Below are 14595 nucleotides of genomic sequence, written 5' to 3'. Positions count from 1 at the left end.
GAGGCCCCGACCGGCGAAGCGGCCCATGCGGTTCCCGAGAGCGGCGTAGCATGTGCTCCATATGCCACGAGACGCGACTTCCCCCAAGCAGCGGTCAGACGAACAGCTCGAAGCGACCTCACCGTCGTCCGCGTCGTCGCCATCCACGCAGGAAGCATCGCGCTGGCCAGCCTTCGCCGTGTGCGCGGCGGTCGCGGTCCTCACGATCCTGGACCTCGCCAAGGTCAACGTGACCCTCGGGCCGATCGAGCACACCCTCGGGGCGGCCTCGTCCGACGTGCAGCTCATCGTGGCCGGCTACGTCCTCGCGTTCGGCATCCTCCTCGTCCCCTCGGGCAGGCTCGGCGACCTCTGGAACCGCAAGCGCCTGTTCCTCATCGGCCTCGTCGCCTTCGGACTCGCCTCGCTCGTGTGCGCGCTGAGCGTCACGACGGAGATGCTCATCGGCGGGCGCATCCTGCAGGGATTCGCGGCCGGCATACTCATGCCCCAGGTGCTCGGACTCATCCAGCAGCTCTTCACGGGGCAGGAGCGCGGCAGGGCCTTCGGCATCTTCGGCGCCATCGTGGGTCTCGGCACGGCGTTCGGGCCGACCATCGGCGGGCTGCTCATCGGCCTCCTCGGGGAAGAGGCGGGCTGGCGCTGGACCTTCGCGATGAACGTCCCGCTCGCCCTCATCGTGCTCCCGTTCGCCTGGCGTCTCCTGCCGTCGAAGCAGGAGGTGGCTCGGGGGCAGACCCTCGACCTCTTCGGCGTCGCCCTCCTGGGCCTGGCCGTGCTCACGACGATGCTGCCCTTCGTCCTCACCTCGGGACGCGACACCGACAACCCCGCACGGTGGTGGCTGATCGCACCGGCGGTCGCACTCTTCGTCGGCTTCATCCTCTGGGAACGGCGCTACCTCCGTCTCGGCAAGACCCCCGTCGTCGACTTCGCGCTCTTCCGTACGCCCTCGTACCGGTACGGGGTGCTCATCACGACGCTCTTCTTCGCGGCCATGCCGGTCGGCTTCCTGCTCGTGACGCTGTTCCTCCAGCAGGGACTCGGACATCCGGCCGTGCTGGTCGGAGCAGTCTCGGTGCCATACGCCCTCACGTCCGCCGTGGTCGCCGCGGTGTCGGGCAAGTGGACGTTCCACCACGGCGCGACGCTCGTCGCTGTCGGCGTCGCCCTCTTCGCGGTGGGCTACGCGGTAGTGCTCGTCGTCACCCAACTGGCTGAGCCGGAGCTCTCGCCGTACCTGGTGAGCGCCGCCCTCATCATCTCCGGGGCGGGGGCGGGGCTCGTCATGGGGGCGAACCAGATGCGGATGCTGCTGCATGTTCCCGTCGAGCAGGCCGGCATCGCAGGCTCGTTCGCGCAGGTCGGTCAGCGCCTCGGGAACGCGATGGGGCTCGCGATCGGCAGCTCCGTCTTCTTCGCTGGCGTCGCGGCACTGCAGGTCGCGGGAACGGGCCCGGACACGAGCTCGCCCGTGGTCCAGGAGGCGTACAAGGCGTCCGTCGCGGGCGGGCTCATCGTCGTCATCGGGCTGTCCTGCATCACGCTCGTGGTCGCCATCGTCGACCTCGCCGGCCACCGCAGACGCCAGCGCGCCCAACCAGCGGGGGAGTGAACCGCGCGGGCCGGGACCCGGGCGGAGATCAGCGGGCCGAGGTCAGCGCGCGGCGAGCGCCCTGAGCGCCTGCTCGTGCAGGAGGCCATTCGTGGCGAGGGCGCTCCCGTGCCACGGCCCCTCCTCGCCATCCATGCTCGTGAACGTGCCGCCGGCTTCGACGACGATCGGCACGATCGCGGCCATGTCGTACGGCTGCAGATCGAACTCGCCCGCGACCTCCATCGCGCCTTCCGCGACCAGCATGTACGACCAGACCTCGCCGACCGCGCGCGTGCGCCACACGGCACGGCTGAACTCCAGCAGCTGCGCTGAACGCCCCGCTTCGTCCCAGCCCTTGAGGCTGTTGTAGCTGATGGAGGCGCGTTCGAGCTCGTCGACGGCGCTCACCTGGATGCGCCGGTCCGTCGCGACGTCGATGTCGCTGAGGTCGTCATCGAGATACGCGCCTTGGCCAGTCGCGCCCCACCATCGGCGGTTGAGGCCAGGTGCCGAGACGACGCCCACCTCGGGGACGCCGTCGATGACGAGGGAGATGAGCGTCGCCCAGATCGGGATGCCGCGCATGAAGTTCGCCGTGCCGTCGATCGGGTCGATGATCCACTGTCGGCGGGAGGTGCCGTGCGAGCCGTACTCCTCGCCCAGGATGGCGTCGCTTGGACGTGTCTCCGCGAGGCGCGAGCGCAGCGCCTGCTCGACAGCGCGGTCCGCATCCGTCACCGGAGTGCGGTCCTCCTTTTCGTACACCCCGAGCGAGCGCGAGTTGAAGTGCTTCATCGAGATCGCGTCGGCGATGTCGGCGAGCTCTCTCGCGAGGCGGAGGTCGGAGGAGAGCGGATGCAGGAGTTCGGTGGCCACCAGCTCAGCCTAGGCCAGCCCGGTGATCAGTAGGCGGTGTCCGCTGCCTGATCGAGGGAGAGGAACAGGCGTCGCAAGGAGTCGAGCCTGGCGATTCCCGCCTCGTCGAGCTCCCCGTCGCGCACGGCGTCGTCGAGCGCGCAGTCCGGGGCGTCGGCCCGGTGCGTGCAGCCTCGAGGGCACTCCTCGGCGATCACGGAGAGCTCGGTGAAGCCCTGCAGCACGTTGTCGCGGTTCACGTGTCCGAGGCCGAAGGAGCGGACGCCCGGGGTGTCGATGATCCAGCCGGTGCGGCCGTCCGAGGCCTCGACGCGGACGGCCAGCGTGGAGGAGGACGTGTGCCGGCCACGACCGGTGACCGCATTCACGACACCCGTCTCGCGAAGGGTGCCGGGGACCAGAGCGTTGACGAGGGTCGACTTGCCGACGCCTGAGTGGCCGACGGCCACGGTCGTGTGCCCGCTGAGAGCGGCGCGGAGCTCCTCGATGGGCTCTCCGCCGGGGCGAGACTCGAAGACCTTCACGCCGAGGGGCTCGACGAGCGCACGGAGCTCATCCGCAGGCGCCACGTCGGTCTTCGTCAGCACGAGGAGCGGTTGGATGCCGGCGTCGAGCGCAGCGACGAGGTAGCGGTCGATGAGCCGAGGCCGCGGCTCGGGCTGGGCCGTCGCGGCGACGATGAGCATCTGATCGGCGTTCGCGACGATGACGCGCTCGACCTGATCGGTGTCGTCGGCGCTGCGTCGGAGCAGCGTCTTGCGCTCGCAGATGCGGACGATGCGGGAGAGGCTGCCGGTGTCACCGGTGGTGTCGCCGACGAGGTCCACGAGGTCGCCTGTCACGATCGCCGTGCGGCCGATCTCTCGCGCCTTCGCGGCGGTGACCGTGCGTTCCTCTGGTGTTCCCTCGTCGAGGAGCACCGTGTAGCGGCCACGGTCGACGGTGACGACGCGCCCCGTCACCGCATCGCTGTGCTTCGGGCGCTGCTTGGACCTGGGCTTGTTCGCCTTGGGGTTCGGGCGGACTCGGATGTCCTCCTCATCCCAGTCGCCGTAGGCGTCGAACGCGTCGCCGAGTGAGCGGGACACGGTCAGATGGCGAAGGCCGCGAGGTCGACGCTGCCGTCGTCCTCGCCCTCATCCGGGTCGCTGTGCGTGCCCTGGTCGAGCATGTCCTGCCAGAGCTGCACGAATTGGGGCAGGGTCTTGTTCGTCGCGTGGATGTCGTCGACCGTGACTCCCGCGATGGCGAGACCGACGATGGCACCCGAGGTGGCCATTCGGTGGTCCTCGTAGCTTCGCCATTCGTGCGCCGTGCGCTCTCCTGGAACGATCTCGAGTCCGTCTTCGAGCTCTGTGACCTCGCAGCCGATGCCGCGCAGCTCTGCCGCGATGGCCGCGACGCGGTCGGTCTCGTGACCGCGGAGGTGCGCGATCCCCGTGATGCGGCTCGTGGTCGTGCACAGCCCGCACAGCGCTGCCAGGTTCGGGGCGAGCTCACCGGCCTCGGAGAGATCCAGGTCGACACCTGGCACCTCGGCTCCCTCGGCGATGCCGCGCTCGACCGTGCAGGTGAGCACGCCGTCCTCGACCGAGATGGTCGCGCCGAACAGGGGGAGGAGATGCTGGAGGTGCGAACCGACCTGCGTGGTCGACTCCGGCCAGTCCTCGATCGAGACGCTGCCGCCAGCGACGAGCGCGGCGATCAGGAACGGCTCGGCGTTGGAGAGGTCCGGCTCGATCGTCAGCTCGCGCCCGTCGATGGCGCCGGGCTCGGCCCGCCAGGTGCCGGGGGTCGAGTCGTCGATGTCGACGCCGCGCTCGCGCAGCGCCGCCAGCGTCATGTCGATGTGCGGCTGGCTCGGAACCCGATCGCCGGAGTGGATGAGCGTGAGTCCGTCCGTGAAGCGCGCGCCCGCCATGAGCAGCCCGGAAACGAACTGGCTGGAGGCTCCTGCGTCGATCGTGATCTCGCCGCCCGCGACCTCACCGGTGCCGTACAGCGAGAAGGGCAGGCCGCCCCTGCCGTCGTCGCGCACTTCCACGCCGAGCGCCTTGAGCGCATCCACCGTGCCCTTCATCGGGCGTCGGCGTGCGGCCTCGTCGCCGTCGAAGGCCACCGGGCCGAGCGCGAGGGATGCGAGCGGGGGAACGAACCGCATGACCGTGCCCGCGAGACCGCAGTCGATCGAGACGCCGCCTTCGAGCTCACCGGGCGTGATCTCGAGATCGTTCCCGAACCGCCCGTCGCCGGGCACCTCGGTGATCTGGGTGCCGAGCTGCCGAAGCGCGTCGATCATGAGCTCCGTGTCTCTGGCCCAGAGCGGGTGCCGGAGCTTCGATGGCCCCTCCGCAAGCGCCGAGAGCACGAGCTCGCGATTCGTGAGGCTCTTCGACCCGGGGATCTGCAGGCGCGCGTCGATCGGCGAAGTCGCCGTCGGAGCCTCCCACGGACCGTCGCCGAGGGTCAGCGGCTCGCTGCCCTCGTCATCTCGGTACAGGTCGAAGCGTGGTCCGGAATAGCCAAAGATCTCCATTGGTTGACAACGATACCGCCACACACGCGCGCACCACCCGGAAATGCGTTTCCACCTGACATCGAAGAGGAGGGCAGCCCTTGCCGACAACGCTCGCGCCGCCGAGGCGTCAAGCCGCTGAGCGGCGCACGGCAGTACACTCACGCGTAATGAGTGAGCAGAAGTCGCCTCAGGCGACCCCAGACCAGGACGAACTCCGGCAGCTGTTCGAGGAGCAGGCGCTGCAGTACATCGACCAGTTGTACGCGGCGGCCATGCGCATGACTCGGAACCCCGCGGATGCGCAGGATCTCGTGCAGGAGACCTTCGTGAAGGCCTTCGTCGCGTTCGCTCGCTTCGAGCAGGGCACGAACCTCAAAGCGTGGCTGTACCGAATCCTCACGAACCTCTTCATCAACTCGTACCGCAAGAAGCAACGGGAACCGTACGCGAATGCGCTCGAGGACCTCGAGGACTGGCAGCTGGGCGGCGCCGAGTCGGCGACCGCGCAGACGTCTTCGCGGTCGGCTGAGGCCGAGGCGATCGACCACCTTCCCGATTCGACGGTGAAGGACGCCCTCCAGGCGATCCCGGAGGACTTCCGCCTCGCGGTCTTCCTCGCGGATGTGGAGGGCTTCTCCTACAAGGAGATCGCAGACATCATGAAGACCCCCGTCGGCACCGTCATGTCGCGGCTCCACCGCGGCAGGCGTCTGCTTCGCGATCGCCTCACCGGCTACGCGAGGGAGAACGGCATCATTCCGCCCTTGGACGGGGACGAGCAGGAAACAGGGAGCAAGAAATGACCGATTGCGGCTGCGAGAAAGCGAAGGACGCCCTCGAGGAGTACCTGCGCAACGAGCTCGCCAGTACAGATGCGAGCGACATTCGCGAGCACCTCGAGCACTGCAAGGACTGCGAGAGCGAGCTGCACGTGAATCGTTCGCTCATGGAGGTCGTGCAGCGAGCCTGCAAGGAGCGCGCTCCGGAGGAACTGCGGATGCACGTGCTCGACCAGCTCCGCAGCATCCAGCGCTCGCACGGCACGCCCGTCGCGAACTGAGCCGAGCAGCACCGAGACGCCCTCGCGGCAGATGACTGCAGACCCGAACGATGACGCATGGCGCGCTCTGTCGGAGCGCGTCGGCGAAGTGGCAGCCGAACTGGACGCGCGGGCTGCCAGGCGTGAGACGCTCGGCGAGCTCGTCGAGCGCCGTCCGGTGCTCGGGATCCGTCGCGGGCCCGTCATGCGACGTGTCTCCAGTGTCTGGCGGCTGCGCGAGCTGCTGCTGGACCACCAGGGCGGGCTGTACCGGGTCGGTTCGGTCATTCGCGTCGCCAAGCAGCCCGACCACTACAGCGAGCAGTCAGCCCTCGCCGCCGAGCGTCGCCGCGTCCAGCTGGCCGCGCTGCGCTCGGGCTTCGAGGTGGGCGAGACCGTCAACTACGGCGCGACGCCGATCCAGCTCTCTGACGGCCTGGGTGTCGACGCGCACCCTGGGCTGGAGGTCGTCGGCGGCGAGGTCGTGCTGCACTGGGGTGCCGTGCCCGGCGCCCAGGCGGGTCTCGGCGCCGGCAGCTCGAGCGCGCTCGCCGCGTACCTCGACGACGCCGTGGCGCTCCTGACCGGTCGTTAGCGGCACACGCGCACGCACACGACGAAGACGCCCGCCCGATTGCTCGGAGCGGGCGTCTTCGTCGTGCAGACGAGGCGCGAAGCCTAGTCGGCGAGAACGCCCTCGATGAGCTCAGCCTGCTGGCGCTGGTGAGCCTTCATGGTGCCCACGGAAGGAGCAGAGGACTCCGGTCGTGTGACGGCTCGGATCGTGCGTCCTTCGAGCATGGGGGCGAGGTGCGTGCGGATGAACGGCCACGCTCCCTGGTTCTCCGGCTCGTCCTGCGCGTAGACGATCTCCGCGTTCGGGTACTCGGCGAGGAGGCGGTTGATCTCTTCACCTGGCATCGGGTAGAACTGCTCGAGACGCACGAGCGCGACGCTCGTGTCCTCGCGCTTGTCGAGCTCCGCACGCAGGTCGTAGTGCAGCTTGCCCGCGTGCAGCACGACGCGGCGCACGGCCGCCTTGTCCGTGATCCGCTCGTCATCGAGGACGGGGCGGAACGAGCCGTTCGTGAAGTCCTCGACCGGCGAGACGGCGCTGCGGAGACGCAGCATCGACTTCGGCGTGAAGATCACGAGTGGCTTGCGGGGACGCGCGTACGCCTGGCGGCGCAGCAGGTGGAAGTGCGAAGCCGGCGTGGACGGCATCGCGACCGTCATGTTCTCTTCCGCGGCGAGCGTCAGGAAGCGCTCGATGCGCGCCGACGAGTGGTCGGGGCCCTGGCCCTCGTAGCCGTGGGGGAGCAGCAGCACGACGCTCGAGCGCTGGTTCCACTTCTGCTCGGACGCCGAGATGAACTCGTCGATGATGGTCTGCGCGCCGTTGACGAAGTCACCGAACTGCGCTTCCCAGAGCACGAGCGCGTCAGGTCGCTCGACCGAGTAGCCGTACTCGAAGCCCAGCACCGCGTACTCGCTGAGGAACGAGTCGTAGATGGAGATCGGTGCCTGGTTGTCGCTGAGGTTCGACAGCGGCAGCCAGTTCTGGCCGTTGAGGCGATCGTGGAAGAGCGCGTGGCGCTGCACGAACGTGCCGCGGCGCGAGTCCTGGCCCGACATGCGCACCGGCGTGCCCTCCATGAGGAGCGAGCCGAGCGCGAGGAGCTCGCCGAATGCCCAGTCGATGCCACCGTCTCGGCTCATCTGCTCCCGCTTGGAGAGCACCGCCTTGAGCTTCGTGTGCACCGAGAAGCCCTCTGGCGGGTTCCCGTGCGCGTCGCCGATGATCTCGACGACCTCGCGTGCGACGGCGGTCGAGTCCGGCTCGGAGCGGTGGTTCTCCTCGCGAGAGCCGACGGCTGAGAGCTCGGCCGCGGAGATGGGCGTCGACTGCGTCTGCGCCTGGTGGGTCTCCGCGAAGGCGCGCTCGAGGCGGTCGTGGAAGTCCTTCTGCGCCGCGTCGAACTCGTCCTGCGTGATGTCGCCACGGCCGACGAGGGCTTCCGCGTAGAGCTTGCGGACCGAGCGCTTCGCCTCGATGAGGTTGTACATGAGGGGCTGCGTCATCGACGGGTCGTCGCCCTCGTTGTGGCCACGGCGACGGTACGAGATGAGGTCGATGACGACATCGCGCTTGAAGCGCTGGCGGTAGGCGAACGCGAGCTCGGCGACGCGAGCCACCGATTCGGGGTCGTCGCCGTTCACGTGGAAGACGGGAGCCGAGATGGCCTTCGCGACGTCGGTCGAGTACATCGACGAGCGGGCGTCGCGCGGGGTGGTCGTGAAGCCGACCTGGTTGTTGATGTTCACGTGGATCGTGCCACCCGTGCGGTAGGCGCGGAGCTGCGACATCTGCATCGTCTCGTAGACGACACCCTGGCCGGCCATCGCCGCGTCACCGTGGATGAGGATCGGCAGCACGGCGTCGCGGCCGTCGGACTTGCGGTCGATCTTGCCGCGCACGATGCCTTCGAGCACGCCGTTCACCGCCTCGAGGTGCGAGGGGTTGGCGGCGAGGTAGACGGGGATCGTCGCGCCGGATGCCGCCGTGAAGGTTCCCTCGATGCCGAGGTGGTACTTCACGTCGCCGGAGTTGCCGCGTCCGGAGCTGGACTGCACGCCCTCGAACTCGCGGAAGATCTGCCCGTAGGTCTTCCCCGCGATGTTCGTGAGGACGTTGAGGCGACCACGGTGGGCCATGCCGATGGCGACCTCGTCGAGGTCCTCCTCCGCTGCGCCCTGGATGATCGTGTCGAGCAGCGAGATGACCGACTCGGATCCCTCGAGGGAGAAGCGCTTCTGGCCGACGTACTTCGTCTGCAGGAAGGTCTCGAACGCCTCAGCCTCGTTGAGCTTGTTGAGGATGCGCATCTGCTCTTCGTGCGTGGGCTTCGTGTACGGGTGCTCCAGCTCGTCCTGGAACCAGGCGCGCTGCTCCGGGTCCTGGATGTGCATGTACTCGATGCCGATCGTGCGGCAGTAGGAGTCGCGCAGGATGCCGAGGATGTCGCGGAGCTTGAGCATCCGCTGGCTGCCGCCGAAGCCGTCCGCGACGAACTCGCGCTCGAGGTCCCAGAACGTGAGTCCGTGATTCTCGATCTCGAGGTCGGGATGCGTGCGCTGCACGTACTGCAGCGGGTCGATGTCCGCCATCATGTGGCCGCGGACGCGGTACATGTTGATGAGCTGCTGCACGCGCGCCGTCTTGTTGATGGACGCGGCGAGGTCGACGTGCACGTCCTGCGACCACACGACGGGCTTGTACGGGATGCGCAGCGAGGCGAAGATCTCCTCGTAGAAGTTGTGCTTGCCCGTGAGGTGCTCGTGCACGATCTTGAGGAACTCGCCGGAGCCGGCGCCCTGGATGACCCGGTGGTCGTAGGTGCTCGAGATGGTGAGGCGCTTCGAGATGGCGAGGTCGTCGAGGACGTGCTGCGCCATGCCCTGATAGGGGGCCGGGTAGTCGAGGGCGCCGGCACCGATGATGGCGCCCTGCCCCTTCATGAGCCTCGGGACGGACTGGAGGGTTCCCATGCCGCCCGGGTTCGTGAGCGAGATGGTGGTGCCCGCGTAGTCGTCTCCGCTGAGCTTGTTCTGGCGTCCGCGCTTGATGAGCTCCTCGTACGCCCCCAGGAACTCGCGGAAGTTGAGGGTCTCGGCCTGCTTGATGCTCGGCACGACCAGGGCGCGGGTTCCGTCCGGCTTCGGCACGTCGATCGCGATACCGAGGTTGACGTGCGCTGGCTCGATGGCGGATGGCTTGCCGTCGATCTCGTCGTAGTAGACGTTCATGCTGGGGAACTTGATGAGCGCCTTCACGAGCGCCCAGCCGATGAGGTGCGTGAACGAGACCTTGCCACCGCGGGTCCGCCGGAGGTGGTTGTTGATCACGATGCGGTTGTCGATCATGAGCTTCGCGGGGATCTCGCGGTAGCTCGTGGCCGTCGGCACCTGCAGGGAGATGTCCATGTTCTTGGCGATGGCCTTCGCCATGCCCTTGAGCGGCGACACGATGTTCTCGCGCGACGGGGCCTTCTCCTTGTCAGCGGCGGGTGCATCCGCTGGGATGAGCTTCTCCTGAGGGGCTGCGGCAGTCGTCTTCGCCTGCTTGCGAGCCTCACCGTCGGCCGCTGGCTTCTTCGCCTCAGCCGCGGGAGCCGGAGCCGCCTTGGCGGGCTGAGCCGCTGGCGCCGTCTTCGCGGGAGCAGCGCCCTGCTGCTTCGCGTACTGCTCGAGCGTTGGCCACCAGGCCTCGTCTACGCTCTTCGGGTCCTTGACGTACTTTTCGTACATCTCCTCGACGAGCCAGTCATTGGCTCCGAAATCGGACTTTGCTTCGTCTGTACCCGCACTGGTCAAATGACTCGCCACCTGAGTTCGTCTCGCGTTCGTCTAGTGATGCGGGACGCGCCGAATCTGGGCGGCGACCCCATCGAGTGACAAGCCTAACGCCCTTGGCGAGCGCTCTGCGCGAAAGTGGGGTGAGGAGGGGGCTCCGCAAAGTAATCTGGAGGCCATGCACTTCTCTGGTCCTGCCCCTCACCACGAGCTCACCTACTCCGATGTGTTCCTCATTCCGAGTCGTTCCGACGTGGGTTCGAGACTCAACGTCTCGCTCGCCCCGGACGACGGGACCGGCATGACGATTCCGCTGGTCGCCTCGAACATGAACGCGGTCACCGGGCCCCGCATGGCAGCCGCCATAGCGCGCCGCGGCGGGCTCGGAGTCCTTCCCCAGGACATGTCGCTGGAGGAGCTGCAAGCCGCCATCCGCTGGGTGAAGTCGCAGGATCCGGTGCTGGACACTCCGTTCACGGCGAAGGGCGAGGCGACGGTCGGCGACGTGCTCGAGCTCGTGCCGCCGGTGGCCGGCTTCGGCGTCTCGGTGCTCGGGCCCACCGGAGATGTGCTGGGAGTCCTGCAGGCCTCGACCCTCGCGCGTGTCCCGAGCGACGCCGTGCTCGCCGACCTCAGCCACCACTTCGTCGACGAGATCCCCGTCTCGCTCGCGCGCGACTCGCGCGCGGTCTTCAACTCGTTCGCCGAGACCGGGTCGAACTTCGCCCCCGTCCGGACCGAGGCCGGCGAGGTCGCGACGGTCACCTCGGGCGGTGCCCTCCGCAGCACGATCTACCGCCCCGCGCTCGATTCGGAGGGACGCCTGCGTGTCGCGGTCGCCGTCGGCGTGTCGCGCAACGCGCTCGAGCGTGCTCGGGCACTCGTGGAAGCCGGTGCCGACGTCCTCGTGCTCGACACGGCACACGGCCACCAGGGGAGCATGCTGCGCGCCATCGAGGCGGTCCGCGGCGCGGAGCTCGGTGTTCCCATCGTCGCCGGGAACGTGGTGAGCGGAAGCGGAGTCCACGACCTCGTGTCGGCCGGGGCGAGCATCATCAAGGTCGGCGTCGGACCGGGTGCGATGTGCACGACCCGCATGATGACGGCCGTGGGTCGTCCGCAGTTCTCGGCCGTGCTGGAGACCTCGGAGACGGCGCACGCGCTCGGGGCACGCGTATGGGCAGATGGGGGAGTGCGCTACCCGCGCGACGTCGCGCTCGCGCTCGCCGCGGGAGGCTCCGCCGTCATGATCGGCTCGTGGTTCGCCGGCACCGTCGAAGCGCCTGGCACGGTGCGGACGGACGAGTCGGGCAACTGGTTCAAGGAGTCGTTCGGCATGGCGTCGACCAAGGCCGTCGAGGCTCGGTTCGGCGACCTCGAGCCCTACGAGCGCGCCCGCAAGCTGCTCTTCGCGGAAGGGATCTCGTCCTCGAAGATCATGCTCGACCCGAAGCGTCCAGGTCTCGACGACCTGATCGACATGATCACGACGGGCGTTCGCTCGTCCTTCACCTACGCGGGCGCCGACTCGCTGCCCGAGTTCCGCCAGCGCGCGAAGGTCGGCATCCAGTCGGCCGCCGGCTACGAAGAGGGCAAGGCCCTCCCGGTGTCCTGGTAGTCGCGGTCGCGTGAGGGTGGTCTTCGCTATACTTCGTGGCAACTATGGACGATGACCATCCTCCGCGATCCGCACCCTCACGCGCCGCAGCTCTGCCTGCGTTGAGCGCCTGCTCCTCTCCGGCTCGGCATCCCCGAAGCATCCCCGTATCGAGGGGTGAGGGTTCGTGAACGAGTGGGTCATGCTCGGCATCGGCGTCCTCCTGACGGTGGGGACCGGCGTCTTCGTCGGGTCGGAGTTCGCGCTCGTCAACCTCGACCGCAACGACCTCGAGAAGCGTCGGGAACGCGGGGAGAAGCGCCTCACCCCGACCATCAACGCGCTCAAGCACACGTCGACGCACCTCTCGAGCGCGCAGCTCGGGATCACGCTGACGACCCTCCTCACCGGCTACACGATGGAGCCGGCCATCTCGTCGCTGCTCTCGTCGCCGCTCGGCGCCGTTGGGCTGCCGGAGGACGCCGTGCGCCCCGTCGGCGCCGTGCTCGCGATCGTGATCGCCACGGGGCTCTCGATGGTCATGGGGGAGCTGATCCCGAAGAACTTCGCGCTGGCCGTGCCGCGTGCGACGGCGAAGTTCCTCATCCCGCTGCAGGTCGCGTTCACAACCGTCTTCCGCCCCGCCGTCGCGGTGCTCAACGGAAGCGCCAATGGCCTCATCCGGGCCCTCGGCATCGAGCCCAAGGAGGAGCTCTCCGGCGCCCGCACGGCGGAGGAGCTCTCGAGCCTCGTCCGCCGCTCCGCGCTCGTCGGACTGCTCGAGGGCGAGCGGGCGGTGCTCTTGAGCCGCACGCTGCGGTTCTCCGACCACATCGCGGCGGACGTCATGACGCCCAGGCCGCGTGTGCAGTCCATCGCGGTCGACGCGCCGGTCCAGGACCTCATCGACCTCGCGAAGTCGACGGGCCATTCCCGATTCCCGGTGACCGGTGAGGACATCGACGAGATCGTCGGCGTCGCCCACCTGAAGAATGCCGTCTCGCTGCCGCTCGATCGCCGCCGTTCCGTGCCGGTCGGCGCGATCAAGACAGATGCGCTGCTCGTGCCGGAGACGCTGGGGCTCGACGCTCTGCTCGCCGAGCTCCGCTCCGGCGGCTTCCAGCTCGCCGTCGTCCTCGACGAGTACGGCGGCACGAACGGGGTCGTCACTCTCGAGGATCTCGTGGAGGAGATCGTCGGCGAGCTCGTCGACGAGCACGACCGAGCGCATCTCGACGTCGTGCGCGCCAAGGGCCGCACGACGTTCGACGGGATGCTCCGGCCGGATGAGGTACGGGACCGCCTGAATATCGAGCTCGACGACGACGGGCCCTTCGAGACCGTCGCTGGCTTCATGATGAACGCGCTCGAGCGCATCCCCGCGGTCGGCGACGAGGTGCAGGTCCCCGTCGGCACGTTCCGCGTCGAGCGGATGGAGGGTCGCCGGGTCGATCGGGTCGCGTTCACGCCGAACGAGTCCTACGAGTCGAGGGAGGCGCTCATGCAGCGCCTCGCCGACAAGCACGCCGAGAAGGAGAACCGTGGCTGAGTACTGGTCTGGACTCGCCTGGCTCGTGGTGCTCCTCGCCGCGAACGCCTTCTTCGTCGGCGCGGAGTTCGCGGTCATCTCCGCGAAGCGATCGCAGATCGAGCCCCGAGCCGAGCGCGGCAGCAAAGCCGCCCAGCAGACGCTCTACGCGATGGAGCATGCGACCGGCATGCTCGCGACGAGCCAGCTCGGCATCACCGTCTGCTCGCTGCTGATCCTCAACGTCTCTGAGCCGGCGCTGCATCACCTGCTCGAGATCCCGCTCTCCGCGACGGGGCTCAGCGAGGAGATGATCTCGACCATCGCGTTCGTCATCGCGCTCATCGTCGTCTCGTACCTGCACGTCGTGCTCGGCGAGATGGTCCCCAAGAACATCTCCTTCTCGGTGCCTGACCGCGCGGCGCTCCTGCTCGCCCCGCCGCTCGTGTTCTTCTCGCGGCTGTTCGCACCGGTCATCTGGGCGCTGAACGGCATCGCGAACACGACGCTGCGCCTGTTCGGCGTCGAGCCGAAGGCCGAGACGACGAGTGCGTTCACCTTCGACGAGGTCGCGGGCATCGTCGAGCAGTCCAAGCGCGAGGGTGTACTCATGGATCGTGCCGGCACGCTCTCGAACACCTTCGAGTTCACGGCGAAGAAGGTCGCCGCGGTCGCGATCGCGGGCGAGCAGCTCGTGGTGCTGCCGCCGGAGGCGACGCCGGAGATGCTGCAGCGCGCGGTCTCCGAGCACGGCTACTCGCGCTACATCATCCTGGACGAGGAAGGTGAATTCTCCGGCTACGTGCACCTGAAGGACGTGCTCGACCTCGACAAGCCGGACGAGTTCGACCAGCCCATCCCGGTCAAGCGCATCCGCTCGCTCGACTCGATGCACGACGAGGCCGACCTCGAGGACGCGCTCGCCACGATGCGGCGCACTGGGAGCCACCTGGCAAGGGTCCTCGATCGAGAGGGCAACACGCTCGGCGTGCTGTTCCTCGAGGACATCATCGAGGAGCTCGTCGGCGAGATCCGGGACGCGACTGCTCGCCACTGATTGCCGGTCTCCTCGCCGGAGCGCGGTGGC

The 14595-nt window shown here is 68.3% G+C and carries 11 protein-coding genes; 7 read left to right on the top strand and 4 right to left on the bottom strand.

Annotated elements, in window-relative coordinates; all coding sequences use genetic code 11:
* Window positions 1-61 precede the first annotated feature (61 nt).
* Window positions 62-1615: an MFS transporter gene (locus C5B99_RS09740; protein ID WP_104241534.1), complete on the top strand. Its 1554-nt coding sequence runs from the start codon at window positions 62-64 to the stop codon at window positions 1613-1615.
* Between the two features lie 42 nt (window positions 1616-1657).
* On the opposite strand, the gene C5B99_RS09735 is transcribed toward C5B99_RS09740, so the two are convergent.
* From C5B99_RS09735 to aroA, 3 genes are read right to left on the bottom strand one after another with little or no spacing between them, the layout of a single operon-like run.
* The gene (locus tag C5B99_RS09735) at window positions 1658-2473 is read right to left on the bottom strand and encodes an inositol monophosphatase family protein (RefSeq protein WP_104241533.1); all 816 of its coding nucleotides are present in this window, start codon (window positions 2471-2473) and stop codon (window positions 1658-1660) included.
* Between the two features lie 26 nt (window positions 2474-2499).
* Window positions 2500-3561, bottom strand: coding sequence for a ribosome small subunit-dependent GTPase A (gene rsgA / locus C5B99_RS09730; protein ID WP_104241532.1), 1062 nt, complete (start codon window positions 3559-3561; stop codon window positions 2500-2502).
* Window positions 3562-3563: 2 nt separating this feature from the next.
* The gene (aroA, locus tag C5B99_RS09725; protein WP_104241531.1) at window positions 3564-5009 is read right to left on the bottom strand and encodes a 3-phosphoshikimate 1-carboxyvinyltransferase; all 1446 of its coding nucleotides are present in this window, start codon (window positions 5007-5009) and stop codon (window positions 3564-3566) included.
* 149 nt (window positions 5010-5158) lie between these two features.
* Between aroA and C5B99_RS09720 the strand changes: the two genes are divergently transcribed.
* The 3 genes from C5B99_RS09720 to C5B99_RS09710 all read left to right on the top strand — a co-directional run bounded on the left by C5B99_RS09720 (window position 5159) and on the right by C5B99_RS09710 (window position 6625).
* Window positions 5159-5794, top strand: coding sequence for a sigma-70 family RNA polymerase sigma factor (locus tag C5B99_RS09720; protein ID WP_104241530.1), 636 nt, complete (start codon window positions 5159-5161; stop codon window positions 5792-5794).
* Complete coding sequence (locus C5B99_RS09715; protein ID WP_104241529.1) at window positions 5791-6051, top strand: zf-HC2 domain-containing protein; 261 nt, start codon at window positions 5791-5793, stop codon at window positions 6049-6051. The genes C5B99_RS09720 and C5B99_RS09715 overlap by 4 nt, the downstream gene beginning before the upstream one ends.
* Before the next feature lie 88 nt (window positions 6052-6139).
* On the top strand, window positions 6140-6625 hold the full coding sequence (locus C5B99_RS09710; protein WP_146081975.1) for a hypothetical protein: 486 nt from the start codon (window positions 6140-6142) through the stop codon (window positions 6623-6625).
* A gap of 83 nt (window positions 6626-6708) precedes the next feature.
* Here the strand turns inward: C5B99_RS09710 and C5B99_RS09705 are convergent, their stop codons facing one another.
* Window positions 6709-10416 (bottom strand): multifunctional oxoglutarate decarboxylase/oxoglutarate dehydrogenase thiamine pyrophosphate-binding subunit/dihydrolipoyllysine-residue succinyltransferase subunit, encoded by a 3708-nt coding sequence (locus C5B99_RS09705; RefSeq protein ID WP_104241527.1) that lies wholly within the window; start codon window positions 10414-10416, stop codon window positions 6709-6711.
* 145 nt (window positions 10417-10561) lie between these two features.
* On the opposite strand from C5B99_RS09705, the gene C5B99_RS09700 reads away from it, so the two are divergent.
* The 3 genes from C5B99_RS09700 (at window position 10562) to C5B99_RS09690 (ending at window position 14565) form a co-directional block, all read left to right on the top strand.
* Entirely contained in the window at window positions 10562-12001 is a 1440-nt protein-coding gene (locus C5B99_RS09700; protein ID WP_104241526.1) for a GuaB1 family IMP dehydrogenase-related protein, read from the top strand.
* 181 nt (window positions 12002-12182) lie between these two features.
* Window positions 12183-13529 (top strand): hemolysin family protein, encoded by a 1347-nt coding sequence (locus tag C5B99_RS09695; protein ID WP_104242103.1) that lies wholly within the window; start codon window positions 12183-12185, stop codon window positions 13527-13529.
* Window positions 13522-14565, top strand: coding sequence for a hemolysin family protein (locus tag C5B99_RS09690; RefSeq protein WP_104241525.1), 1044 nt, complete (start codon window positions 13522-13524; stop codon window positions 14563-14565). Before C5B99_RS09695 ends, C5B99_RS09690 begins: the two co-directional genes overlap by 8 nt.
* The last annotated feature ends 30 nt before the right edge of the window (window positions 14566-14595 follow it).

The sequence above is a fragment of the Pseudoclavibacter sp. Z016 genome, from assembly GCF_002931215.1.
In the GTDB taxonomy this organism is placed as follows: Bacteria; Actinomycetota; Actinomycetes; order Actinomycetales; family Microbacteriaceae; genus Pseudoclavibacter.
The sequence above is the reverse complement of the archived record's forward strand: the minus strand, read 5'-3'. Positions and strand labels throughout refer to the sequence as shown.